We start from the raw sequence: 25,943 nt of genomic DNA, 5'->3' as shown, positions 1-25,943 counted from the left end.
TGCTACTTAACTCTTAAAGATTCTGCAGTTTATATTCAATTACTCTTGAAAAATCGCTTTGTGGTGAAAAAGAACTAATTGCCTTGCCGTATAATTCTTTGGCTTTATCAATATCACCTTCTTTTTTGGCAATATCTCCTTGTAAATCAAATTTAAAACCTACAAAACCTTTAGTTTTAATTAATTCAGAGAAGTTTTTAGCGCCTTCAAGATCATCTTCGGATAATGAAATTAATCCAAGATAATAAACCGATAAACTTTTAATTGAAGGTTCCACCGCGTTTTGACTAACCCACTGAAGTCGATCTTTAACGTCTTGATCAGCAGCATCATTTTTTAGAATGGTTTTTACAAAAATAATTTGCGCTCTAGCAGCATATGGTGTTTTAGCATAATGATCTTTTAAGTCATCAGCAATTGATTTTAAATTTTCAATATCTGTTGTTTTACTTATTAATAATTTTTGAAACAACTGCGAAGCCTCTCCCGTATTTTGCTCATGTTTTGATTGATAGAAATCATTACCAATCAAAATAATTAACAAAGCAACAACTAAGCCAATAATTAATTTTTTATTTCTCTGCACGAATTCTTTGATTTTTTCAAATTGTTCTGAATTGTTTTCGATATCTTGTGCCATATTAATCCTTTGAGTACTAAATTGAACCAGGTATTGCTTCTATAAGGGCTTTTGTATAGTCTGTGGAAGGTTTATTGAATAAGTGTGTAACTGAACCTTTCTCAACTAGCTTGCCATTTTGTAAAACAATCACCTCGTCGGCGATGTATTTTACCACCCTTAAGTCATGAGTGATAAATAAATAAGTGAGCTGAAACTTTTTTTGTAATTTCTTCAGCAGTTCTAAAATTTGTGCTTGAATTGATACATCCAAAGCTGAAACAGGCTCATCACAGACAATGACTTCAGGTTTAATAATTAATGCTCTTGCGATACAAATTCTTTGTCTCTGTCCGCCACTGAATTGATGGGGGTAACGCGATAAGTCGTCCTCAGAAAGACCTACCAACTTGATATGTTCGATCACCTTGCTCTCAATCTCATCTTTATCGCCCATCATATGAATTTCTAAAGGTTCTGAGAGGATTTGACGTATTGTAAATTTAGGATTCAATGATGAAAAAGGGTCCTGAAAAATCATTTGTATTTTTTTTCTAAAAATTCTTGTTTCATCAGAAGATAGATTCACTATATTCTGTTTCATGAAATTGATCTCGCCACTATCAGGACTAAGAAGCTTCATGACTGTTTTAGCCAATGTTGATTTACCACTTCCTGATTCACCAACAATCGCTAAACACTGACCTTTTTGTACTGAAAAAGAAACATCATCTAAGGCATTCACTATAAATGATTTTGTATTTAAAAAACCTGTATGTTTTGTATAAGTCTTTTTTAAATTTCGAACATCAATATACATTTATAATTTTTCCATTTCAGTTTTAAGCCATTTGTAATCAATTGGTTTTAAAACTTTTTTTGAATGTATGCTAGGAATACACTGCAAAAGAGCTTTTGTATATGGATGTTTAGGATGACGAATTATACTGTTTGCTTTACCCTGTTCGACAATTCGACCTTGGTACATCACTAACACCTGGTCTGCAATATCTTCTACAACACCAAAATCATGGGTAATAAATAAGACAGTCATCTGATATTTTTTTTGCAGATCTTGTATTAAGTTTAAAACTTGTTTTTGCACAGTCACATCTAGCGCCGTAGTTGGTTCGTCGGCGATTAAAAGCTTAGGTTTATTAATGATTGCCATAGCAATCATTACTCTTTGTCTTTGCCCGCCTGATAACTCATCAGGATAACTCTCATATCGATCGGGTGGAATTCCAACGTCTTGAAAAGTCTGCTCAACAATTTTTCTAGCTTCTGATTTACTCATGTGATTGTGAGCATGCAATGCTTCAGCGACTTGGTACCCAACGGTAAAGACGGGATTCAATGATGTCATTGGATCTTGGAAGATCATGGATATCTCTTTGCCACGATATTCTCTTAATTTTTTTTCATTAAATTGAGATAAATCATTGTTTTCAAAACTGATAATTCCATCAAACTTTAGTTGACTGGACAATAGCTTGATAATTGAAAGTGCGGTGAGGCTTTTGCCACTTCCAGATTCTCCAACTATACAAGTCAGCTTTCCTCTTTCAAGAGAAAAAGAAACATCATTCACTAAAATATTTTTTTTATTCTTGTCTGGAAAAACAGTCAGATTTTTTATTTCAAGGATGTTATTAGCTGCCATGTTGAGTGATAAAGTTAACAATATCTTTTTTATTAATCTCATCTTGTGACAACTCTTGTCGTAAAAGTTTAATTTGGACACTGTTATTGTTCACTTCATTATCGCCAATAATGATAGCAAATTGTGCACCAGATTTATCAGCCTTTTTCATTTGCGACTTAAAGCTATTTTTTCCAACATTCATACAGACTGAAATGTTTGAATTCCTCAGTTGATTAGATATATCAAATGCATAGTGATCGACATTCTCCCCAAGGGACACGACGTATACTTGTGGTGTTATATCAAAATTCTTATTGTTTAGTTCCTCAAGCAGAAGTATGATCCGCTCAATTCCAATCCCAACTCCGAAAGCCGGAGTTTCTTTACCGTTAATTGACTGAATAAGGTAATCATATCGACCCCCACCCGCAATAGTACCTTGACTTCCTAGGTCACCAGTAACGAATTCAAAAACGGTTCGGTTGTAATAATCTAAACCTCTCACAAGATTTTTATTGATCTTATAAGGAATGTTGCATTGGTTAAGATATTGCAGCACCTGCTCAAAGTGTTTTGCACTCTCTGCAGAATTTTGATCCAAGAATTTTGGAGCCTTATCAATCAAACCCTGCATTTTTGGATTTTTCGAATCTAAGATTCGCATCGGGTTTGTGTGAAGTCTTCGTTTAGCATCTTCATCAAGCTCATCTTGATGAGATTCAAAATATTTAATCAGTTCTTTTCTATAGACGGCTCGTTCTTCAGGGTCTCCAATGTTATTTATTTGAAGTTCTATATTTTTTAAACCTAAAGTTTTCCAAAGAGAGTCTAGCAAGCAAATGATTTCTGCATCTACAAGGGGGTCAGAAAAACCAAAGGCCTCGATACCCAATTGATTAAATTGTCGTTGCCGTCCTTTTTGAACATTCTCATGCCTAAACATAGGTCCTTGATAAAATAATCGAATTGGGCCGTTATAAGTCAAGTTATTTTCAATCACTGCCCGCACACAACCCGCTGTTCCCTCTGGGCGTAGAGTTAATTTGTCATTATTGAGGTTATCCTGCCAAGAATACATTTCCTTTTCAACGATGTCTGTTTGCTCGCCAACACTATGAATATAAAGGTCCGTGTTTTCTACTATTGGAAGTTTAATTTCCTCATAGGCAAAACGATCTAACACCTGATAAGCGGCTTCATAAAAAAAACGCCAATACTTTTGCTTTTCCGGCAGGACGTCATAGAAACCTTTGATGGATTGATAATTTTTCATTTATCTATATTTCTTATTAATATAATTCTCAATAATATCTTTGAATTCATCAGCAATATTATCACCTTTTAAAGTGACTGTTTTTTCACCATCTTGGTAAACAGGTGCTACTGGAATCTCGCCTGTTCCAGGCAAGCTAATTCCAATGTCAGCCATTTTAGATTCTCCTGGTCCATTTACCACACAGCCCATAACAGCGACTTTCATATTTTCTACCCCTGGATGATTTTTTTTCCACTCCGGCATTTTTTCTCTTAAAAATGATTGGGTTTGCTTGGCCAGTTCTTGAAAGAAAGTTGAAGTGGTTCTGCCACACCCAGGACAGGCTATCACCAAAGGAACAAAAGATCGAAGATTCATTGTTTGAAGCAGCTCTTGCGCAACAACAACCTCCTTAGCCCTAGTTTCTCCTGGTTCTGGGGTTAATGATATCCTTATCGTGTCTCCAATGCCCTGTTGCAAAAGATAACCCATTGATGCACTGGAAGCGACCACTCCCTTAGTACCCATACCAGCCTCTGTTAGCCCTAAATGCAGCGGATAAGTGCAGCGCTTGGCCAGCTGCTCATAAACAAAAATGAGATCTTGTGTGTCACTTGTTTTACAAGAAATAATAATTCGGTCCTTTGGTAATCCTTGCTTAACTGCAGCCTCAGCACTTAGCAAGGCAGACTGAATCAATGCTTCCCGCATGAGATCATTGGAAGATTTTGGCTCAATTAATTTTTGATTCTCATCCATCATTTTGGCTAGTAAGTCTTGATCCAATGACCCCCAATTCACTCCAATCCGGACGGGCTTGTTATAGTCAATAGCGCATTGAATCATTTGTGAAAACTGATCTTCACGCTTTGAGCCCTTACCTACATTCCCTGGATTAATTCGATATTTGTCAAGCGCCTTTGCACAATCAGGATAAAGCTTCAATAGTTTATGACCATTGAAATGGAAATCTCCAACGAGTGGCACATTACAATCAAGACTTAACAACTTTTCTTTAATTTTTACTGTTGCTTGAGCAGCCGCCTCAGTATTCACAGTAATACGAACTATTTCAGAACCAGCCCTCCATAACTCTAAAATTTGCTCAACCGTCGCCTCTACATTTTCTGTATCGGTATTGGTCATGGATTGAATAACCACAGGGTGATGACCTCCGATATGAATGTCACCAACTTTTACAATTAATCTATTTTTTTTGATCAACTATTTTTTTCCCTCTTGAATTAATCGCAACGTCCGTTTTGTTTTATCTTTTACATCCCCAGCCAACTGACCACAGGCGGCATCAATATCATCACCTCGGGTTTTACGGATAGTTGTGACAATACCACTGTCCATTAAAATTTTCTGAAAACTTAATATCCGCTCCCTACTGGAAGATTCATACCCACTCTTAGGAAAAGGATTGAATGGGATTAAATTAAATTTACAGGGTGTATATTTTACTAACTCAACCAATTCCTTTGCATGTTGATCTTGGTCATTCACATCTTTTAACATGACATATTCCATCGTAATAAAATCACGTGGCGCTTCTTCAAGATAGCTTTGACAAGAGTCTAGTAAAACCTCAATGGGGTACTTCCTATTGATAGGAACAATTTCGTCTCTAATTTGATTATTTGGTGCATGCAACGAAATGGCTAAAGACACAGGGCAATCATATTTCAATTTGTCTATTGCCGGCACTAAACCACTGGTAGAGACTGTGACTCTTCTTCTACTTAAACCATAAGCCTTATCATCCAACATAATTTTTAAAGAAGAAACCACCTGATCATAGTTTGCTAGTGGCTCGCCCATACCCATCATTACGACATTGGTTACTGGTTTATGTTCACTTGTATCGTAATCATCCGACAGCAAATGATTTGCTAGCCACAGCTGGCCAATAATTTCAGCCTGGGAGAGATTGCGATTAAACCCTTGGCGTCCAGTTGAGCAGAACGTGCATTCAAGAGCACAACCGACTTGTGATGAGATACAAAGAGTTCCTCTATTTTTCTCTGGAATAAAAACCGTTTCAATCGCGTTATCTGAGCCCATATCAAATAACCATTTACGCGTTCCATCCTTGGAAATATGATCGAAGTTAATTTTTGGGAAATTGAGCTGATAATTGTTAGCAAGAAATAAGCGGAATTCTTTGGCAAGATCAGTCATTTTTGCAAAATCAGTTTGCTCTTCCTTAAAGAGCCAACGCCACAGCTGATTGGCTCGAAAAGGTTGATGACCAGATTTTGCAATTTGATCTTGAAAAGTTTTTAAATCAATATCAAGTAAGTTAATCAAAAAAATTAGCCAAAGAAATATTCAATTTCAATTTTAGCATTTTCTAATGAATCAGATCCATGCACAGCATTTGCATCAATACTTTCAGCAAATTCAGCGCGGATGGTTCCAGGTGCAGCTTCTTGAGGGTTTGTGGCGCCCATTAATTCACGGTTTTTGAGCACCGCATTGTCGCCTTCTAATACCTGAATCATCACTGGGCCTGAGGTCATAAAAGCCACTAGATCATTAAAGAAAGGACGGTCTTTATGCACTGCATAAAATCCTTGTGCCTGTTCTGTGCTTAGGTGTGCCATTTTGGCGTGGATAATTTTTAAACCGCTATCCTCAAAACGACTGTATATTTTTCCAATAACATTTTTTGCCACCGCATCCGGTTTGATAATTGATAATGTTTGTTCTACTGCCATGAATATCTCCAAATGATCTTAAAAGAGCGTTAAAATAACATTTTTTAAGACATTAATAAACGATTTAATCAGGAAGTATTAGAAGTCTATGAGTAAGTTTCTTGTGACCGCCTTGTATCACTTTGTGAACATTGATCAATTTCATAGCTTTCAACAACCGATACTTGATTTTTGCCAAAAAAAACAGATTAAAGGGACGCTACTACTCGCCCAAGAAGGTATAAATGGAACGATTGCAGGATTAACTCAGTCGATTAGAGATTTTCACCAATTTATTGAAAATGATCCCTTATTTGACGGCGCTTTTAAAGCCCTTGACCATAAAGAATCGTGGGCTGAATCCAACCCCTTTTACCGCATGAAGGTGAAGCTGAAAAAGGAAATAGTGACCCTCGGTGTCCCCGGAATTAGTCCAAAAAAGCACGTGGGTCAATATGTTGATCCTCAAGACTGGAATGCCTTGATCTCGGATCCAGAGACAGTGATAATCGATACGCGCAATGATTACGAATATGACATTGGAACATTTAAAAATGCCATCAATCCAAATACGAAAACTTTTCGTGAATTTCCAAAGTATGTCAAAAATAACCTTGATCCCAAAACAACAAAAAAAGTAGCGATGTTTTGTACGGGCGGTATTCGCTGTGAAAAGGCGACTTCCTATCTTTTAGATGAAGGTTTTGAAGAGGTCTACCACCTTAAAGGCGGGATCTTAAAGTATCTGGAGCATGTGCCAAAGGATGAAAGCTTGTGGAATGGGGAATGCTTTGTATTCGATCAACGAGTCAGTGTTACCCATGGTCTTGAGGAAGGAATTTATGACCAATGTTATGCCTGTCGACATCCGTTAAGCCCCGAAGAATTATTGTCACCTTTATATCAAAAGGGACAGTCATGTCCCTATTGCCATGATCAGTTGAGTCAAGAAAAAAAAGCAGCATTGAAAGAGCGCCAAAAACAAATTGAATTGGCCAAGGCTCGAGGAGAAGTGCACATTGGACGTGAGTTTAAGGATGTACCATTAAATCAAAAGGATAAAGATGAAAACTATTAATTGGGGCATTTTAGGGGCCGCTCGAGTCAATCAGCGCTTACTGCCCGCTATTGAAAACAATCCTCATTCTAAACTCATCATGTTGGCGAGCCGTCGTGATGGAGCCGCTCAAGAATGTATTCACCAATATTCTAAATATCCAAGTGAAGTCAAAGCAAGTCAAAATTTTGATGAGGTCATTAAGCATCCAGACATTAATGCCATTTATATTCCACTAGCTAATGAAGAACATACTGAGGTGGCGCTCAAAGCGATCCAACACAAAAAACATGTGTTGATCGAAAAACCGATGGCGCTAACTAAACAGGAAGTGGAAAGCATCACTCAAGCGGCAAAAGACAATCATGTCGTTGTCATGGAAGGCTTTATGTATGTGTTTCACCCCCAATTTAATTTTATTCAACAGATGATTGCCTCAGGAAAATTAGGCCACGTTCAATATGCGCACAGCATGTTTTCCTTTCCAATCCAGCCAGCTCGATACTATCGAATCAATCGATCCATAAAAGATGGTGGTGGAGCCTTATGGGATATTGGTCCCTATGCCATTCACACACTCAGACAAGTGATGGGAGGTCACATTAAACAAGTAAATGCTTCAGCTAAAATGAACAGTCACCAAGCCGACATGTCTGCCACTGGAATTTTAGAATTCACTGATCAGCGTCGAGCAACCTTTGATATCAGTTTTGAATGTGTAAGACGATCCGAATTTGAAATTTTTGGGGATAAGGGACGCTTAAAATGTCACACCGTCTGGCAGCATGAAGATGATGAGGCCATTATCAGTTATGAATTAGATGGATCCGCTCCAGTCATTGAAAAAATTCCTAAAGGTAATCACTTTGATTTAGAGATTGATCATTTTGTCGACTGTATTCTAAATAACAAAGAGAGTGATAAATTAAGCATGGATGACGCCATTCATCAGTCAGAAACGATGGAAGCAGTTTATCAGTCGATTCAAAACAGACAGTGGGTTTCCGTTTGACCTCAGCTTTCATTTTTGATTTTGATGGGACGTTAGTTGATTCCGAACAAGCGATATATCAATGTTTTCAGAATATTACAAAACGGCTCGCTCCTGAAAGAGTCGATTACGCAAAAAATATACTTATAGGACCACCTTTGCGCGATACTGCATCAGAAATCCTTGGCCCTGATCATCAGGACTCATTAGGTAAATTTGTGCAATTATTTATCGCCATGCATGACGAGCAAGTGATTCAGCATACTCAACCCTACCCTGATGTAATCAAGGTCTTGAGACAACTTCACAATAAAAATATACCCATGGCGGTAGCCACTAACAAAAGATTAGCTCCGACGCAAAAACTGTTGGACCATTTTGGCTGGAATGATTATTTTTCTTCAGTTGAATGTAGCGACAGTCAACCTGAGATGAGAAATAAAGATGCCATGATTCAAGATATCATTAAACAAGATGAGTCGTTTTCTCAAAGCTACTTTGTTGGAGATACAATTAATGATGGATTGTCAGCCAATAAAAATAAACTTAAATTTATTAAAGCAGATTATGGATATGGATATCTTCAAGATTGGACGCAGGTGAAGGTGTATCAATCAATAGAATCATTCAAAAATATTATTTATTTAACAACATAAAGTCTGCCATGATTCATATTAAAAACTCTATTACATAGCTTGTTAATCAAGTCCTTGTTGTGTGACGTGATAACAATTAATTTTGCTGAATTCATTAAATTATTTAATCTAAGATTAGCCTTCTCGGCAAATTTATCATCTCCAACACTCAGCCATTCATCCATTAGCAAAATATCTCTTTGAAATGCTGTAGTAGTTGCGAAAAATAATCGCATTACCATTCCTGTTGAATAAGTTCTTACTGGCAAATTAATATATTCACCTAATTCAGAGAAATTAATGATGTCATCAATTTTGGCTTTAATTTCATTAGTTTTAAATCCCAATAACCAACCTTTTATAAAGATATTATCAAGTCCTGATGCATCCTGATCCATGCCAACATTAATGTTTAGTAACGGCAAAACTGAACCATTAATATTTATATGCCCAGAGGAAACTTCATATATTCCAGCCAAAACTCTCAACAAGGTGCTTTTTCCAGCACCGTTATGTCCAGTTATACCAATAATGTCTCCACGAAAAAAATTAAAGCTTACATTATCAAGAGCTGTAATAGAGACAGATTTATCATGTTTATCTAACTTACCACCAGTGGCAACATTAATTAAACTTTTTCTAAAGGATTTTGCGTTTGTTCCTAAAATTGGAAAGCGCAGAGAAATTTTGTTTGCTTGGATAATCGTTTCATTCATCATTAAACCCAAAAACTGATTCTTTTGTAAAATTTACCAAAAAAATAAGATGTGATTAAAGTACCAATTACTGCAGAAATTGAAGTAAAAATAAAGGACAAATTGTTAATTTGAGCATTTATTAAAGGTGCTCTAACAATCTCTATAAAATGATAAATTGGATTAAAGTTAATTAAATAAAAATGCCTGCCAGCCATATCAATTTGCCAGATTATCGGAGTTAAAAAAAATGAAATCTGAATAAGATTGGCTATTATTTGAGGCATATCTCTGAACCTAGCAGAGAGAATTGCAAGTAAAGCGCCTATCCATAATAAGTTGATGGTTAAGAGAAAAATTCCAAAAAGAAATAAGAGAATATTTGGAATGATTCCAAAGTACAGAATTATTAAAATGATAATAATAAAGTTATGTAAAAATACTAAAAAATTTTTAAAAAATAATTTAAATATAAATGTAAAATACGGTGCTTTAATGTTCTTAATATACCCTTCATTCTCTATGAAACCGAAAACTGACTCATTTACATATGTGGAAAAAAATTGCCAAATTATAATTCCCGCTGTCAAAAAAGGAAAATAATCATTTAATTCACGATTAAAAATTACTCCATATAATGGCCCAATTACAATAACAAGCAGTAATGTACTTAAGGTAATCCAAAATGGACCTATAAGTGATCTTCTATATCTTTTTTTAAGATCCTCAAAAGCTAAATTAAACCATGCTCCATTAAGAAAGGTTGCTAAAATATCAAGGTAAGTAATCTTTATGTAATTGCTTATTTTTTTCATAAAATTTTAATGAATTTTTGTAATCATCTATGTAACCTATATCGCGATGGTAAATATCATTGTGATAAATATTAATTTTACCAAAAAACATTGGCAGAATATCTGCTGCAATATCAGAATAATTGCTATTTTTTATTTTAGCTATTAAATTTTTATCAAATATATATGCTGCAGCATTTGCTAAGTTAGATGGTGGATGGTCAACCTTTTCGTGAATATTCATCATTAAATTATTTTCAGTTTCTAAAATACCACAATCTTTTGGTCTATCGGTGATAAATGACATAATTGTTCCCACACAATAATCAGGGCGATGTAAAAATTTATTATAAAAATCAACTGCATTAAATATCGAAAAATTATCTGCATGTACAATAAAAAAATCATCAAAAGAATTAAGATTATTTATTAAATTAATTAAAGTACCTGCAGTACCATGCAGCTTAGTCTCATTTATAAACTTAATTTCATTTGGATACCTATTAGATAAGTAATCGATTACCATATCTGCTAAGTAATAAGTATTAATATATATATTTTGACAATTAAGTGATTTTGAATAATTAATCCAAAAATCAATAATTTTAAATTCACCAAAAGGCATTAAACATTTTGGACAATTCTTTGTAAGAGGTAGCAATCTTGTTCCGAGTCCAGCGGATAAGATCAGAGAGTTCATAATTGACGCTTAAGATACTTTATAACAGATTTAATGATTTTAGTATTGTGAGTATTCAACTTAACAGATACAGCAACAGATGCCAGATATGCTGCCTCCCATATGTTTAAATCATTTGCTAATCCGAAAGATAAATAGGCTAGCAGTGTATCACCTGCTCCAGAAATATATTTAGGGCTAATATTAAGAGCAGGAAAAATATCAATACTCCTTTTTGAAACATTATCTATTATAAAAATACCAAACTCACCGAGAGTGATTACCAAATACCTACAGGAGAGCTCTTTTGCTAATTTCTCAGCCAACAATGCTAAACCGTCATTAGACTGCAAACAACTTCTAGCCTCATATTCCGTCGGAGTAACAAGGGTAACATTATTATATTTTTTTAAATCACCGAACTGAGATGAGCTTTGAGAATCGGCAAAAATTGGAATATTTCTTTTTTTACAGATATTTTTAATTTTCAAAACTAAATTATCACTTACGGATCCATAATTAAAATCTGAAAAAATTACATAATCAATTTCATTTATTTTATCAACAAAGCACTTAAGAATTTGTTCATCATAGAATTTATTATTAGAATCATTAAAATCAGTTAACCTAAAAAGAACTTGACCCTTACCATCTATAAAACGTTTTTTGATAACATGGTTTTTTTGTTTTGATTTTAGTAAGTATATATTGCTATTAAAATCAAATTTATTAATATCGTTATACAAATAATCGTCAACCGGATTTAAATAAATGACCTGTTTACTTATCTCAGAAAGTAAACTTACTGCTATAAAAGAACCCCCAAAAATTTTCTTACTACCCTGAATAGAATAAATTGTATGATCGTCTTCTTGTGAAATTCCATTAGAGTTACAAGTTATATACTCATCAATAATTAAATCACCAAAAATAGCTACTGATTTGCTCGTGACGGATATTTTATTAATAATTTTTTTAACATTAATGTTGTGTCTATTTAAGAAATTTAACTGTAAGTTTTTAATATCATTACGATTTGGTTTTTTTGTAATAATTTGATTTGCACTATTAAAAATAACCTCACAAGATGAATCCGATAAATATTTTTCTTCAGTGTCTGATAGAGATCTATCACTTCCTTTAAGTAAAAAATCAGGTTTAATATTATTTAAGGTTTTTAAATAATTTTTACGAGTTAATTTGATTATTTTCTTTATAAACCCTACTGAAGATAAATTAGATTTTCTAAAAGCAAAAGATTCATCTACACCTGGTTCATTATCATCATATAATCCAATAATTATCTCTAATTTTTTTTGAATACAAAACTGGAATAGCCTTAAATGGCCTATATGGAATTTATTAAAATTTCCTGGAATAAAAACTATCATTAAAAATAATATTTTTTATATTTTTTTAAGAATGATGGCGATGGGAACGCAGGAGATAAATAGCCATAATCGGTTTTACAGAATGAAGATTTATAATTTTTAATTAATTTCATTTGTGTATCATTAAATCTTTTATTTTTTAATAAATAAAACATATCTTTTACTGCAATATAGATATCGTCTTCACTATTTTGTTCAATAGTAACAGGATGATACCGATATTGATATGAATAAAAATAATTGCCTAAAGGTTTATTTATAAGATTTTTGAAATGAATAATTCCCTTATCATTTCGTAACATTTTATTAATTGATAAATCATTTTCAAATAGACCCATTGTTGATATTGGAATCATATTGCTATGCATTACTGGTTTATTAAAAACCGAACTCAAAAAACATAGTCCAGAGGTTTGACCTAGAAAAAATAAATTTGAAGCAATTAAAAGCATGTCATGATAATCATTGCAGTGATTACTTATATTGTAATTAATAACATTTTTTAGTAAACATTTATTATTATAACGCCCAACAACAATTGCGACACCTCCCAATTTGTTAATATAATCAACAGCTTTTTGATAGCGGTTTATATCATTATTCCTGTGATTTTGGAGATAATCAAATTTAAAATAAGATGAATCTCTTGCTTGAATACATACATGAAACTTAAATTTTTTAATACCAATATTATCTTTTAGAATCTCTAAATCTGATAACTCTTTGTTATTTAAACTTAAAAACTTTTTACTTTTTACTTTTTTATTAAATTTATATATCTCCTGAGCATTAAAATGTGAGGCATCAAATCTTCTTACGTCAAATTTACAAAAGTAAAAAAAGGAAAGTCCTTTAAGTAAAAAACATAAAGTAGGGTTTTTTAAAATGAGTAATTTTTCAGACCACTTTCTTAAAACAGAAGAATTTGATATAGAGTTTGATAAAAGAATAAATTTAAGTTTTTTAAATTTAGCATCATATTTTGTAATGTTATGAATAATATATGGCTGAATAGTTAAGTGGCCAATGTGTTGAGAAATAATATATACAAACCTTACTTTAAAGAGATGTAATAGCACAGAAATTGGTAAGAAAATTATCCATAAAAGAAATCTTAAGAAAACAGAGATAAATATTTTAAATATCTTTGATATTAAATCGAGAGTAATATTTTTATTCTTTAAGATAAAAAATACATAAAAAATCCGATAAAAATAATATTTGAATCTATTCATAAAAATTAAATTTATTATATTTATCCATAATAATTTTTTTTATTGAAGTAGCTAGAGGAATTAAAACCATAGAATTTTCATAATCAAAATCATTGGGGTGAATTATATTTATATTATCTATTTGTTTTCCAATTTTTGATGGATCTTCGTCAAGAAAATAACATACTTTATTTGTTTTTTTTAAATAATTATAAGCCCAAATAGATGAAATAGATGTCCCAAAAATGCTTATGTCTTTCTTTAATTTAGAATAAGTCATAGAGTTATGTATATGTGTTTCTATTATTTTTTTTGTTTCATTAATTGTAATATTTGAATTAATAGGTAATTTTTGTTGATTAAATCCGTTAGAATTAATTTTTGCTACTAATGTAATTTCTTTAGTAATATCGTTAGCAATATATTCAACAGAAAATCCAGCATTAATTAACATATTAAATAGAGTAGATTTTGAGAAATGTGTAACATGATCTGCGGTTAATATATCAAATTCATTAAAATCATTATCAACAACTTGAATAAAAAGAAACGAATTTTCATGCATCAATTTTTTTATATTATTTAATTCATTTAATGGATCGGTAAAGTGTTCTAATGTATGAACTAGTAAAACTACATCAAATCTTTTGTTTATTAAGCCTAAATTTGATGTGTATAATTTTTTGAAATCTGAAATTTCCTGTAAATGTTCTTCATTGTTAGTTGAGTATTCATAACCATAAAGATTAATTTCTTTCTCATTAAATAACTTTAATGTAACTCCATTTCCACATCCAATATCTAATAGTTCATTAATGTGCACAACATCTATAAATTTATTTACTAATAAGAATAAATAATAACTTCGTGAAACAAAAGTTTGATCATTTAATAAAACATATTGCTCCTCACCGTTACCATAATGATAAGGCGTATAACTTTGATAAATATTTGAGATCTCATTGATTAATTTTTTTGTAATCTTTTTTTGAATTAATGCACATTGGTTACAACAATAAAGCTCGCCCTTATCAGCAAAAGTTTTCACATCTGAAGTAATTCTCATAAGTTTTTGAAATTCATCAAAATAATAAAAAAACTCAGACTGACAGCTTAAACACCTCATGACAGATCCAGTATAAATTGCTCTTTTGTAAGATAATCAAATTTCATAATATTTAATGTTTCTATCATTGGCAATTTTGGATATCGTGGTTTAAATAATGCATCTGAATTTTTAGTTTTTTCGCATAAGGATAAATTTAATTTAATTAAATTCTTTTCAACAAGTAATTCTATTAAGTCTACGTAATTTAAAATAAAATCAGCGGAGAGATTAAATATACCTGGTCTGAAGTTTGTTATTAATGTTTCTAAAAATTTTTTTAAGTAATTGTATGTTATAGGAGCAATGTAAACATCAGAAAATAACCTGAATTTATCATTACTTTGCTGTCTTTCATCAATGGCTTTTAAAAACCTGTCATTTAAAGAGATAAGTTTTGATAGCCGAATAATTGCACTATTAAAATTTTTTTTAAAAATGTATCTCTCAACTTCAACTTTCTGTTTTCCATATTCGCAAGTTGGTGAGTACTTTTCTTTTTCGTTAGTAATTTCAGAATCACAGGCAAAAACAGCATTACTTGAAAAGTAAATAAAATTAATATTGCTTTGGGATATTAAATTGATTATTGAATTTGTTCTAGAAACATTTAGGTCATATGTGGATAAGTTACTTTGACATTCTTCAATATTTGTCTGGCCAATACACCATAAAATTATAGAAGGATTAATTTCAACTAAAATTTCTTTAAATTTTTTTAAAAAATCATCATCTAAAATATCAAAATAAAATACAGTATTGTTATCGAAAGATCTGCGAGATGTGTATGTAATATTAAATCCTTCTAAACTGAGGCTTAGCCTACAATTGATATTACTTTCCTTGCCTACAATAAGAATATTGTTCATTGATTTTTTATTATATTAATAAAGTTTCTAGCAGCCTCTACTTTCCAATGAGAATCTCCAGCCTGCCAGATATCTCCATTCATCATCAAATCATTGGAATCATAAACAAACTTACCATTTGAATTTAATTCTTTAACTGTAATCTTAAATACTTCATCTGTATTGTGGTCGGTTAAAAGTAACATTGTAAATTTTATATTTCTGTCTTCTAGATATTTATTAAGGTAAAGCATTATATTTTTAAAATATAAATTTTTATCATCATTTGATTCAAGCGTTATGTGATTTTTATCATAATCAATACGATCATATTTAATTGATATATCTTGAATTTTATCTAAATTATTACAGCTTTTATTTTTTTTGTTTAAAGTATCTAGATTATTGGGTTTATAGTTTTCTGGAAAATTATAAATACCTAGTTTTGACCTGATGAATTTACTAAATGGTCTGTTTTTAAAATTATATTTATAAAAATCGAATAATTTAAAATTACTCATATAAATTAAATGAGGATAATGAATTGCAAAAATCTCACACTTTGTATTTATATAAAAAGGGGTAATTTCTTTGTATACTCCATTAAAATAGGATGGTTTTGATTCTAAAACTATATGTTTAATATTATGTAATTTATTATTCTCAATTAATGTGAGAATATATTTCAAATTGTAAGCTACTGTATAAGCTTTATCATTAGTTTGACTCATAAAAAGCTCAGATACAATTTCTTCTTGATCAAATGAAGAACCAACAAAATTGGAATCGCCAACAAAAATAACCTTAGAGTTATTTATAGTACTTTTTAACTTATCATTTCTAAAACCTAAATCATCAGTTTGCCATTTTGTATAAATTCTTTTTGCAGCCTTTCTCTCATACTTACTTCTAGAAAGATATCTATCTAGATATTCATAACCCTCGGTAGTTTTATTTGGGATGAATGGACCAGGTAACATAAAAGGAGAATAAAATTTCTCCCAATGCCTGTATGCATAATAGTCAATTGGAAGAAAAATATCCAAAACCGTGATAGATAATAAAAGTAGGAAAATTGAAATTAAAATATTTTTCATAATCAAAATTGAAAATATAAAAAAGTTTTAGTTTCTTGGTTAGCAAAAAAATAAATGATTACAATTATAGGAATATATGAGTGGTTAATAAATACTTTTTTAAGATTTGAGGATAGTTGTGTTTGAAGAAGTCCAAGCAAGAAATATATTAAAATAAAAGAATAAATATATAATAATAAAAAATTTGAGCGGCCATTATGGATTAAAAAGTCATGAAGCAAGCCAAATATTGAACCACTTATCATATTGTCTGTAAAAATTTGAAATGACATTAGTATTTGAATAAGTGTGTCGAAGTCAGGTGATCGAAAAATGATCCATCCAATACTTACAGCATTAAAAGTTAAAAAAACTGATGTAAACTTATAAAAAATATTTGATGAAAAATCCCATCCAAGTTTTTTAATAAAAAAGCTATACGAATAATAAATCAAATAAAGGAACCCATGAAAAAATCCCCAAATTATAAACAACCAATTAGCGCCATGCCACAAGCCACAAAGAAAAAAAACTATTAATAAGTTTCTAAATTGATTAATACTTCCAAATCTATTACCTCCAAGAGGAATATATACATAATCTCTAAACCAGTTAGAGAGAGAGATGTGCCACTTGCGCCAAAATTCAGCTATATTGCTTGAAAGATATGGCAAATTAAAATTAATCATTAGATCAATGCCAAATAACTTTGCAACACCTCGAGCAATTTGGGAATATGCTGAAAAATCAAAATATATCTGAAAAGAAAAAGAAAACATTAATAGAGTTGCAGTAGCAAAATTTAATTTATCAAAATTTAAGAATAAAAAATCGGATAAGAGGCCAATATTATCCGCAATCACGAGTTTTTTAAAAAAACCTAGAACAATCAAAAAAATTGCAAATTTAATATCTGATTTAGTAATATTTACTTTTTTATAACTAAATAATTTTTTTAACTGTGGAATTAATCTTTTTGCTTTTTCAATTGGGCCAGCAATTAATTGAGGAAAAAATGAAATAAATAAAAGAATAATTAAAAAATTTTTTTCAGGTTTTATTAACTTATTTTTTATGTCAACCAAATAACTTATACCTTGAAAAGTGAAAAAAGATATACCTAATGGCAAGAATATAGAATCTGCAATATCAAAATTTGTTGAAAATAAATAATTTATATTTTCAAGCAGAAAATAGCGGTATTTGAAAAAAATTAATGGAAAAAGAGAAACCAGTATTAAGAAAAGAAAATATTTATCATTTTTTAATTTGTAAATAACTTGTCCAAAAAAGAAAATAATAAAGGAATATGTTATTAACAAAGTCGTAAATGGAAGTGACCAACATGCATAGAAAAAAATACTAGCAATAGTTAATAAATATCCTCTAAAGTTATTAGGTATTGTTTTAAAAACACCTAAAAGTAAAAGTAAAAATGACACAAAAATTTTTGATGTAAATATCATTGATTTAGGGTGCAAATTAAATACAAATAGAATAAGTTTGCTTCTTTTGTTTCAGAATTTACCATGTATTCCTTAATAAAAAATTTGTTATTCTGAATGACAGGATTTTCCAAAATGATTGTTTCCTTATTTTTTAACTTAGCAAATAATTTGAATTTATTTTTAAAATAATTCTTTATGACAGAAAAATCTTGTTTTTTAATTTTGCAATAAAAACTCATAATTTCTAATGGATCTTCTTTGTCAATAAGAGCTTGATTAGGTCTAGCAAAAGGTAATTTTATTGAACTTGATGAGATATCGTAGTTTTTCCTGGCGTCTTTATTAACTTTTGTAATTAAGTAAGGTAGTTCTGAAAAATTTGCTATGGCAGCAAAACCACTTGATGAACCTAAGAAAATAGAACTATTAAGCATGATTTTTAAATCATCTTTTAATGATTGAGATTTATTTCTTACGTAAACATTTTGTAAATTTCTTAAAAAATGAGGTTTTTCTTCAGTTCTACCAAGTAAATAAATTTTTTCTTTCGGGAAAAATCTATTTATTAAATTAATAATTAATGACCATACAATTATTGAAGCATCTCTTTCAATCGCATCTTTACCAAATACCTTAGAATCATGTTGTCTAAAGCGAAATTGCATTGAAATAGTATTATTTTTAATATTATTTTTAATAGTGTATAAAAATGGGAAATGTTTATTTTTCTTAAAAAAAAAGTTTAAATCTCGATGTGAAGCGATATCATTTATAAACGCATTCTTCTCTTTTTCTAAATTTTCTAAATACCTAATTATTGGTTTTTTAAGTACAGGAGTTATGATTTTTCTTATCCCTAAAGGAGTGACGGCTCTATATAATGATGAAGCTATCCTAAAATGGACAGAATGTGGATGAATCAGGTAATGTTTTAGGTTATTTCGATCTTTTTTATTTATAAAAGATTCCAAAGTTTGTTTATTTAATGCATAAGAAATTATAGATTTATCTTCCTTAAGTTGACTTAATTCTGTGTAATTGTTAATAACCTTAACTTTATTTCTAATTCGAAGATATTGAGGAATTGATATCAAATCTTCCAAGACTCGATTTTTTTCCTTTAGTAAATTTCTATTTTGATAATAATTAACATTATCAGTGGATATTAAAATAAAGTATATCTCATTGTAATTTAAGCTAATAGCTTGACAGTTTTTTTTAATATACCAAGTAGTAAGATCGCCTAAAGCATAAGGATAAACTGAAAAATCATAGATAGCTAACAGTCTTTTACTCATTTAAGTTTAATTGCACATCTTCCAGACATTTGTCCATATCTCATTCGTTCAATTGCTTTATTTATGTCCTCAAGAGTATATTCCTCGGTAATAAGCGCTTCAAAGCCACTATAATTTTCAGAACATAATTTTTGTAATCTAGGAATATCTTGATGAGGGATTGTTTCCCCTCCATGAGAGCCAACAATTTGTTTTCCAAAATGCATTGGAAGTGAATGAATGTTAATATTTTCTCCTGCTCTTGGAACTCCTACTAATACGAGCTTGCCATTTTTATTAATTAAAGAATAACCAAATTCAATAACATTAGGCAAACCTGTATTGTCAATAAAAAAATCAATTGAATATTCTTTAATAGAGGATTTTATTAAATCATTATCATATTTTGTCGAATTGAAAACATGTGTTGCGCCACATTGTCTTGCAAGGTCTAAGCGATTATCAAATCTATCTATAGCAACAATAGGGAATAATTTCATAATTTTGGCTGCCTGAATCATATTCAGACCAACACCCCCTGCACCATAGATAACTATACTTTGTCCAATTTTTGGATTTGCGTTATTTTCAATTGCACCGAAACCTGTTGTAACTGCGCAACCAAACAAACTACTTATCTTTTTATTTCCAGGAAAGGAGTCAATAGTTAATCTATTTTCAGAAACAACAGCATATTCATTGAATGTTGTAACCCAACCAGCATTGATCGTATTACCTTTTAGTGAATATTTTGGTGGCTCGGATTGTATTCCATCAGATGGCCTCCAGTGGAGAATAACATCATCATCTTTTTTGAATTTTTTAACGCCAGGTCCAGTATCCACAACAATACCAGACCCTTCATGTCCAAGTAGGTGAGGTAAATAATTATCTTTTCCCTTAATACCATCAATTTCACCTAATTGTGATCCACAGATGCCACTGTAAGTTAGCTTAACTAAAACTTGACCATAATGAAGTTTTTCATTTAATTCTATCGTTTCGATTTCCAGAGGTTTTTTTTGCTCAACCAATATTGCTGCTTTAAATTTCATATCTATTCAAAATATATAAAAGAGTAGTCTCCCGAATACCCATTTGATTTAAATATCCACTCCCACTCTTCAGGGGAATAGAAGCTTTCACATGTAACTTGCCAATATAATAAATTCTGCTTCTCCAGCTCATTTCTATAAGATTCTACGCATATATATTTATTATTCTTTGATACTCTATTAATCTCTTTAATTGCACTAAACAATTTATCGATTTTTAAGTTGTGTAAGGTATTGATTGAAAAGACAAAATCAAAATAGTTATCTTCAAATGGTAAATCTGAGGCGCATGATACTGTTATATTTTCTTTTATCTCTTCTTTAGCGTTATCAAAAGCGTACTTAGAAACGTCAACTCCAAAAACCTCAATGCCAGGAACAGACTGAGTTAATTCAAACATTTGAAAACCTTTACCGCAACCAATATCAAGAACTTTCTGATCAGGCTTAAGATCATAGGTTGATTTCATCAAATCAGCGACAGGGCTCCATCTCCGAGGCATATATTTATATCCCCCGTAATTTATACGTCTATCGCCATCCCAATAATCAAAATCATATTTTTTTGCTAATTCAGAAGCTTTATATTTTGGATAGTCAACATCATTAACTCTTGCTAGATAATCTCTCTTTGTAGCTTTATGAATTGGTGACATGAAATCAATATATTTCATTTCTTTCCTTTAAAATTTTAAAATATCTTTCAGCTTTATTTATACGTTGAATAAAATTGGCTGATTTATAGTTAACATACTTGTCATTGTTTTTTGGATCTAAGAAATTATAAAAAATAAAAATCCATTTTATTACAAATAGTGGAAATATAACATTAAGCTGATCAATGAATTTTTTATCGGCAAAGTATAAAGATTTAAGAAAAATCTTCGACTGCATTGATGATATCTCATACCTTGGTTGGAGAATAAAATCTGAAACAAGTTTTAATGGACTATCCAATCCAGAATATTCAAAATCAAAAAAGTGCATTGAACCATCAGATATTAAGGTATTGTGAAAACCCACATCTGATGGAGATAAGATCCTAGATGGTAAATCTTTTAAATTATTTTTATCAATTGTTAAATTAAAGATTATTTTCTCTATCACCTCAAGATTTACAAAAATTTGCTCAAATTCTATCAAAGGACTTTTCTTGTAAATCTCTAAAATATTTAAAAGTAAAGCGATGAAATCTTGCGGCAAAACGAATGAATCTTTAGCATCATTTTTATAAGTTTGTATATTAGAAAAAGAATTGATTGTATTAATAAATGATGCATAATTTTCTATATGGTCATTGTTTATTGGATCTATTAAGCTATTTTTGTTAGCAAAGAAGCTTGTAATTAAGTAACCTTGGTTGATATCAAAATCAATAAGTTTAGGAATTTTGTCGAAATTATTTTTTTCTAAAAAATTATAAAAATCAACTTCCCGCGACACCCTCTCTGGCTCTTGTGTAGTATATTTTTTTAAAAGAAAAGTTTGTTTTTTAGCCTTTATTAAAAAAAGGTTATGATTGCCTGAATTCTCTAGAGGCTCAACTACCTCATCTTTAGATAAAAAATAGTTTTTAATAGACTTCATAGACTATCTAAAACAATATTTGCAATCTCAGACCAATCTTGAGTCTCTATTAAGTTATTGTTATTTAATGATTTTTCTGGTTTAAATAAAATTTTTTTAATTCTTTGTGATAATTTTTCATGGAGCAGTATTTTTGGAAGATCATCAACGAAAAAATCTAAATTTAATGAATTAGCTCGTTTAACCTTATCTTCAATTGTTTCTTCAAAGTAAATATTCTGATCAGGAATTAACTGAAATAAATTGTCATTTAACCACTGTCTTGCCGCATCGTGAAGATTTACTTTTTCCCCAATGAAGGGGAATCTTGTTCTGTGACTTACAATACATAGAAATATGTCTTTCTCTGATAAAGATTTGATTGTTTGAATTAAATTTTTTTGAGTTTTTGCAAATTTAATATATTTTCCATAAACCAAACCTTGTAACTCAGTCCATTTTTCTTCTTTGTTTGTATTAATAAGATAGTTTTTAACATCAACTTTAGTGTTATAAACATGAGGTGCATCTTTACTAATCATATTTTCACTTAATGCAACTCTAGAAAATACACCATCGTAATTAGTTATAGTGTTATCAAAGTCAATTCCTAATCTAATCATGAATTTTTTTTACAAGCTTTATGATATCTGTTGCTGATATTTTAAAATATTTTCTTGCCATATCTTGGCTCATACTTTTATGTATATATTTATCATGTATTGCTAGGCTATAGTGATTGAATTGATAATTAAATTTGGACTTTAATTCTGCTACTGTTGAGGACAGCCCACCATATATGGAGTGCTCCTCGACGGAAATAATATTTTTATAATCTTCTTTTAGAAAAGCTGAGTTAAAGGGTTTAATTGAATTGACATGGGCATGCGATATATTAATACCACAATCATTTAGTGTTTTAATGGCTTTTATGCATTCGAATGAAATATTTCCACAGGAAAGTAAAAGAGTTTTATTTCCTTTTTGAAGAAATCTAATTTTGTTTTTATTAAATTTAGTTAAAAAATTTAAATCTGGCTCCCCTTTCTTGCCAAGTCGAATGTAGGTTGGCTTTGGGTCTTTTAGTTGAAGAGCAATTGAATCCATAACTTCAGAAGGATCGCCAGGAGTCAGTATTCTCATATGTGGCAGTGATCTAAAAAGTGATACATCCTCAAATGAGTGATGCGTAGGTCCTAATTCAGCATAAGATAGTCCAGACCCAGTACCAACTATTGTTACAGGGTAATTATGATAACTAATCCCAATTTTGATTTGCTCATGACATCTTGTGGTGATGAAAGGAGTAATTGTGTATACAAAGGGTAAAAAACCAGTTGAAGCAAGGCCGCTAGCTAAACTGACCATATTTGCCTCAGCAATGCCACAATTATAAAATCTCTTGGGGTACAGACTTTTAAAATTATCAAACATTCTGTTACCAATATCACCAGAAAGAATAATGATTTTCTTATTTTTTTTTGAAAATTCCGTTAAAGATTTGACGAAAGTATCTCTCAAAAATTCACCTCTAGTTCTTTTAAAGCTTGATCAAGCTCACTTTTATTAGGTGTTCGATAATGCCAATTATTATCATCCTCCATAAAGCTTACCCCTTTGCCTTTTATCGTATTACAAACAATAATTTTAGGCTTATGTGATTTCTTAAAATGATTTAAAGCATTATCTAATGCAGAAAAGGAGTGCCCATCAATATCTATCGCATCCCAACCAAACGTATGCCATCTTTTTACTAAATTAGAAATATCTAAGATTTCCTCAGATCGTCCAGTTGCTTGCCATTTATTAAAATCAACAAAAACAGTTAAATTATTTAATCTATTTTTTGATGCAAACATTGCACCTTCCCAAACCACTCCTTCATTCAATTCGCCATCACCTAATACGGTATAAACACTATTGTCATAATTATTAATCTTATTGGATAAAGCCATTCCAATTGACATAGAAAAGCCATGACCAAGTGACCCTGTTGCAGCTTCAATTGAATTTATTTCGGATGGAATTGGAGGGTGCTCACCTACAAAGGAAATATTTTTTTTATATTCTTTCTCTAAATCAAAATTAAGCAATTTTTTTTTATTTAAGGCCCAAAACAATGCTGGTGCAGCATGGCCTTTACTCAAAACAATTTTATCTCTTTTGTGTGTTTTAAAAGATGATTTTTTCAAATTAGTTTTATAAAAATACAAATAAACTAAAATATCTAGAACAGACAAACATGAACCCAAATGTGGTATTTTATTTGATGATGAATTACGAACAATCTCCCCTCTTAACTCTCTCGCAGTGCTCTCTAATTGACGTATATTAGCTTTATTCATCTTTTATGTTGGTAAACATCACTTACATTTTTTAATGTATCAAAATTGTCTTGCACCCATGAAATCGTTTGTTTAATTCCGTCATCTAATGATTTCTTTGGATTCCAAGAGAGTTCTTTTTTAATCTTAGATGAATTTAGATCATAAACCATATCTTTTCCAAGCCTCTCCTTATCAATATCAACATGTTTGTCAAAATCGACATTCATAAATGAACATATCTTTTCTACTAGTGACTTTATCGATATGAGCTCTTCAGTTGATATATGGTAGGTTTCACCTACTTTGCCTTTTTTCATTAAAAGATATGTTGCATTTGAAACATCATCTATATGTATAAAACTTCTTTTAGAAACTCCACCGCCATGCAAATTTAGCTTTTCATTTTTCATAATGGATAAAATAGTTTTAGGAATGATTCTATATAAAGATTGTCCAGGCCCAAAAACATTTGCAGCTCTAGTTGTTATTACAGGAAATTGGTAAGCCTCATAAAATGTTTTGAGACTCATATCACACGCAGCCCTCGAAACTGCATAGGGCGTAGTTGGATCAAATTTAAAATATTCATCTACAGAACCGTTACAATTTCCGTAAACTTCTGGGGTAGAGATATGAATATATCTTTCAAGATAATCTGCATTTTTTAAGTGGTTATGTAATTTAATTGTGGCAACACAATTCGTCTCAAACCAATCTTCTGGAGAGTCCCAGCTTTGTGCAACCATGCTTTGGGCGGCAAAATTAATAATAAAATTTGGTTTAATTTGACTAACTTTAGCAATAATTTTGTTTATATCATCTACTAAATGGAATCTAAAAAAATTAAATTTTTTATTTGGCCATTTTGATGGATTTAATGGATTAATTTGTTCTTCAGAGCGACTTATTGCAAAGATTTCATTATTATCAAAGTATGAATTATCCAAAATAAATTTGATAAAACTTGACCCAGAAAATGAATTACTTCCAATGACTAAAATCTTAGACATTGTTATATTCCATGTATAGCTTTTGCATTAAATAATGAAAGAGGATTAACTGAAAGTCTTCTGAAATTTGCATGTCATCAATATCGATATGAACAACATAATCAGACAAGAATTTTGCTTTTCCGCCATTGTAACCAAGAATTGAAATTGTTTTCATTTTTTTGTTTTTTGCAGCCTCAAGGGCACGTATAATATTTTCTGAATTACCACTTCCAGACAAACATACCAAAATATCATCTTTTGTACCTAATACCTCAATCTGTTCAGAATAGATATTTTGATAACCAACATCATTTGCAAGACAAGTTAGAACTGATGAGTTTGCGGAAAGACTTTGGACCTTAAAACCTTCACCAGTTTTTTTTGCAACCCCATAAATAAAATCATTTGCCAGATGATTTGCATTTCCTGCGCTACCTCCATTGCCGCAAAAATATAATGTATTATTATTTTTTTTACAATTTAATAATAAATCATAAACAACGTTTATATCATCGGTAGATACTGTGTTTAATGCATTATTTAGATTAGATGTGTAATTTACAAAACTCATG

Annotated in this window: 28 protein-coding genes; 3 read left to right on the top strand and 25 right to left on the bottom strand. The window is 30.7% G+C overall.

The window, feature by feature from the left end; genetic code table 11:
• Positions 1–13: 13 nt before the first annotated feature.
• Genes QFA95_RS02955 through ndk form a run of 7 tightly spaced genes read right to left on the bottom strand, consistent with a single transcriptional unit; the run spans position 14 to position 6,242 of the window.
• Positions 14–640: a YfgM family protein gene (locus QFA95_RS02955; RefSeq protein ID WP_486463345.1), complete on the bottom strand. Its 627-nt coding sequence runs from the start codon at positions 638–640 to the stop codon at positions 14–16.
• A gap of 16 nt (positions 641–656) precedes the next feature.
• On the bottom strand, positions 657–1,439 hold the full coding sequence (locus QFA95_RS02950; protein ID WP_486463344.1) for an ATP-binding cassette domain-containing protein: 783 nt from the start codon (positions 1,437–1,439) through the stop codon (positions 657–659).
• The gene (locus tag QFA95_RS02945; protein ID WP_486463444.1) at positions 1,440–2,282 is read right to left on the bottom strand and encodes an ABC transporter ATP-binding protein; all 843 of its coding nucleotides are present in this window, start codon (positions 2,280–2,282) and stop codon (positions 1,440–1,442) included.
• Positions 2,272–3,537: a histidine--tRNA ligase gene (gene hisS, locus QFA95_RS02940; protein WP_486463343.1), complete on the bottom strand. Its 1,266-nt coding sequence runs from the start codon at positions 3,535–3,537 to the stop codon at positions 2,272–2,274. Before hisS ends, QFA95_RS02945 begins: the two co-directional genes overlap by 11 nt.
• A complete protein-coding gene (ispG, locus tag QFA95_RS02935; protein ID WP_486463443.1) occupies positions 3,538–4,740 on the bottom strand; it encodes a flavodoxin-dependent (E)-4-hydroxy-3-methylbut-2-enyl-diphosphate synthase in 1,203 nt (400 codons plus the stop codon).
• A 3-nt stretch (positions 4,741–4,743) separates the two neighbouring features.
• A complete protein-coding gene (gene rlmN, locus QFA95_RS02930; protein ID WP_486463342.1) occupies positions 4,744–5,832 on the bottom strand; it encodes a dual-specificity RNA methyltransferase RlmN in 1,089 nt (362 codons plus the stop codon).
• 5 nt (positions 5,833–5,837) lie between these two features.
• Complete coding sequence (gene ndk, locus QFA95_RS02925; protein ID WP_486463341.1) at positions 5,838–6,242, bottom strand: nucleoside-diphosphate kinase; 405 nt, start codon at positions 6,240–6,242, stop codon at positions 5,838–5,840.
• Between the two features lie 88 nt (positions 6,243–6,330).
• Here ndk and trhO point away from each other — a divergent pair, with 88 nt between their 5' ends.
• From trhO to QFA95_RS02910, 3 genes are read left to right on the top strand one after another with little or no spacing between them, the layout of a single operon-like run.
• Positions 6,331–7,299, top strand: a complete 969-nt coding sequence (gene trhO / locus QFA95_RS02920; protein WP_486463340.1) for an oxygen-dependent tRNA uridine(34) hydroxylase TrhO — start codon at positions 6,331–6,333, stop codon at positions 7,297–7,299.
• Positions 7,286–8,290, top strand: coding sequence for a Gfo/Idh/MocA family protein (locus QFA95_RS02915; protein WP_486463339.1), 1,005 nt, complete (start codon positions 7,286–7,288; stop codon positions 8,288–8,290). Before trhO ends, QFA95_RS02915 begins: the two co-directional genes overlap by 14 nt.
• Complete coding sequence (locus QFA95_RS02910) at positions 8,287–8,925, top strand: HAD family hydrolase (RefSeq protein ID WP_486463338.1); 639 nt, start codon at positions 8,287–8,289, stop codon at positions 8,923–8,925. The genes QFA95_RS02915 and QFA95_RS02910 overlap by 4 nt, the downstream gene beginning before the upstream one ends.
• On the opposite strand, the gene QFA95_RS02905 is transcribed toward QFA95_RS02910, so the two are convergent.
• The 18 genes from QFA95_RS02905 to QFA95_RS02820 are packed head-to-tail and all read right to left on the bottom strand — an operon-like array spanning position 8,910 to position 25,942.
• A complete protein-coding gene (locus tag QFA95_RS02905) occupies positions 8,910–9,620 on the bottom strand; it encodes an ABC transporter ATP-binding protein (protein WP_486463337.1) in 711 nt (236 codons plus the stop codon). The two genes, QFA95_RS02910 and QFA95_RS02905, sit on opposite strands and share 16 nt — an antisense overlap.
• Before the next feature lie 2 nt (positions 9,621–9,622).
• Positions 9,623–10,414 (bottom strand): ABC transporter permease, encoded by a 792-nt coding sequence (locus tag QFA95_RS02900; protein ID WP_486463336.1) that lies wholly within the window; start codon positions 10,412–10,414, stop codon positions 9,623–9,625.
• Positions 10,374–11,093, bottom strand: coding sequence for a nucleotidyltransferase family protein (locus QFA95_RS02895; RefSeq protein ID WP_486463335.1), 720 nt, complete (start codon positions 11,091–11,093; stop codon positions 10,374–10,376). The genes QFA95_RS02900 and QFA95_RS02895 overlap by 41 nt, the downstream gene beginning before the upstream one ends.
• The gene (locus QFA95_RS02890; protein ID WP_486463334.1) at positions 11,090–12,463 is read right to left on the bottom strand and encodes a PfkB family carbohydrate kinase; all 1,374 of its coding nucleotides are present in this window, start codon (positions 12,461–12,463) and stop codon (positions 11,090–11,092) included. Before QFA95_RS02890 ends, QFA95_RS02895 begins: the two co-directional genes overlap by 4 nt.
• Entirely contained in the window at positions 12,463–13,698 is a 1,236-nt protein-coding gene (locus QFA95_RS02885; RefSeq protein ID WP_486463333.1) for a TIGR04372 family glycosyltransferase, read from the bottom strand. Before QFA95_RS02885 ends, QFA95_RS02890 begins: the two co-directional genes overlap by 1 nt.
• On the bottom strand, positions 13,691–14,803 hold the full coding sequence (locus QFA95_RS02880; RefSeq protein ID WP_486463332.1) for a class I SAM-dependent methyltransferase: 1,113 nt from the start codon (positions 14,801–14,803) through the stop codon (positions 13,691–13,693). The genes QFA95_RS02885 and QFA95_RS02880 overlap by 8 nt, the downstream gene beginning before the upstream one ends.
• Positions 14,800–15,651 (bottom strand): sugar nucleotide-binding protein, encoded by an 852-nt coding sequence (locus QFA95_RS02875; protein WP_486463331.1) that lies wholly within the window; start codon positions 15,649–15,651, stop codon positions 14,800–14,802. Before QFA95_RS02875 ends, QFA95_RS02880 begins: the two co-directional genes overlap by 4 nt.
• On the bottom strand, positions 15,648–16,727 hold the full coding sequence (locus QFA95_RS02870) for a hypothetical protein (protein WP_486463330.1): 1,080 nt from the start codon (positions 16,725–16,727) through the stop codon (positions 15,648–15,650). The genes QFA95_RS02875 and QFA95_RS02870 overlap by 4 nt, the downstream gene beginning before the upstream one ends.
• Positions 16,728–16,729: 2 nt before the next feature.
• A complete protein-coding gene (locus tag QFA95_RS02865; protein ID WP_486463329.1) occupies positions 16,730–18,148 on the bottom strand; it encodes an MBOAT family O-acyltransferase in 1,419 nt (472 codons plus the stop codon).
• A 20-nt stretch (positions 18,149–18,168) separates the two neighbouring features.
• Positions 18,169–19,452: a hypothetical protein gene (locus tag QFA95_RS02860; protein WP_486463328.1), complete on the bottom strand. Its 1,284-nt coding sequence runs from the start codon at positions 19,450–19,452 to the stop codon at positions 18,169–18,171.
• Positions 19,449–20,486, bottom strand: coding sequence for a zinc-binding dehydrogenase (locus QFA95_RS02855; RefSeq protein ID WP_486463327.1), 1,038 nt, complete (start codon positions 20,484–20,486; stop codon positions 19,449–19,451). Before QFA95_RS02855 ends, QFA95_RS02860 begins: the two co-directional genes overlap by 4 nt.
• Positions 20,487–20,488: 2 nt before the next feature.
• Positions 20,489–21,160 carry a class I SAM-dependent methyltransferase gene (locus tag QFA95_RS02850; RefSeq protein WP_486463326.1) on the bottom strand — a complete coding sequence of 224 codons (672 nt, stop codon included), beginning with the start codon at positions 21,158–21,160 and terminating at the stop codon, positions 20,489–20,491.
• Complete coding sequence (locus tag QFA95_RS02845) at positions 21,147–22,073, bottom strand: hypothetical protein (protein ID WP_486463325.1); 927 nt, start codon at positions 22,071–22,073, stop codon at positions 21,147–21,149. The genes QFA95_RS02850 and QFA95_RS02845 overlap by 14 nt, the downstream gene beginning before the upstream one ends.
• A complete protein-coding gene (locus QFA95_RS02840; RefSeq protein ID WP_486463324.1) occupies positions 22,070–22,675 on the bottom strand; it encodes a hypothetical protein in 606 nt (201 codons plus the stop codon). The genes QFA95_RS02845 and QFA95_RS02840 overlap by 4 nt, the downstream gene beginning before the upstream one ends.
• Positions 22,668–23,573 carry a transketolase family protein gene (locus tag QFA95_RS02835; protein ID WP_486463323.1) on the bottom strand — a complete coding sequence of 302 codons (906 nt, stop codon included), beginning with the start codon at positions 23,571–23,573 and terminating at the stop codon, positions 22,668–22,670. The genes QFA95_RS02840 and QFA95_RS02835 overlap by 8 nt, the downstream gene beginning before the upstream one ends.
• Entirely contained in the window at positions 23,570–24,397 is an 828-nt protein-coding gene (locus QFA95_RS02830; protein ID WP_486463322.1) for a transketolase, read from the bottom strand. Before QFA95_RS02830 ends, QFA95_RS02835 begins: the two co-directional genes overlap by 4 nt.
• Complete coding sequence (locus QFA95_RS02825) at positions 24,394–25,389, bottom strand: GDP-mannose 4,6-dehydratase (RefSeq protein WP_486463321.1); 996 nt, start codon at positions 25,387–25,389, stop codon at positions 24,394–24,396. Before QFA95_RS02825 ends, QFA95_RS02830 begins: the two co-directional genes overlap by 4 nt.
• Positions 25,382–25,942 (bottom strand): SIS domain-containing protein, encoded by a 561-nt coding sequence (locus tag QFA95_RS02820; RefSeq protein WP_486463320.1) that lies wholly within the window; start codon positions 25,940–25,942, stop codon positions 25,382–25,384. The genes QFA95_RS02825 and QFA95_RS02820 overlap by 8 nt, the downstream gene beginning before the upstream one ends.
• Position 25,943 lies beyond the last annotated feature (1 nt).

This window comes from Candidatus Methylolitoribacter marinus (assembly GCF_051853155.1).
GTDB lineage: Bacteria > Pseudomonadota > Gammaproteobacteria > Burkholderiales > Methylophilaceae > BACL14.
Note: the sequence above shows the minus strand (reverse complement) of the source record. Positions and strands in the feature narration are given on the sequence as shown.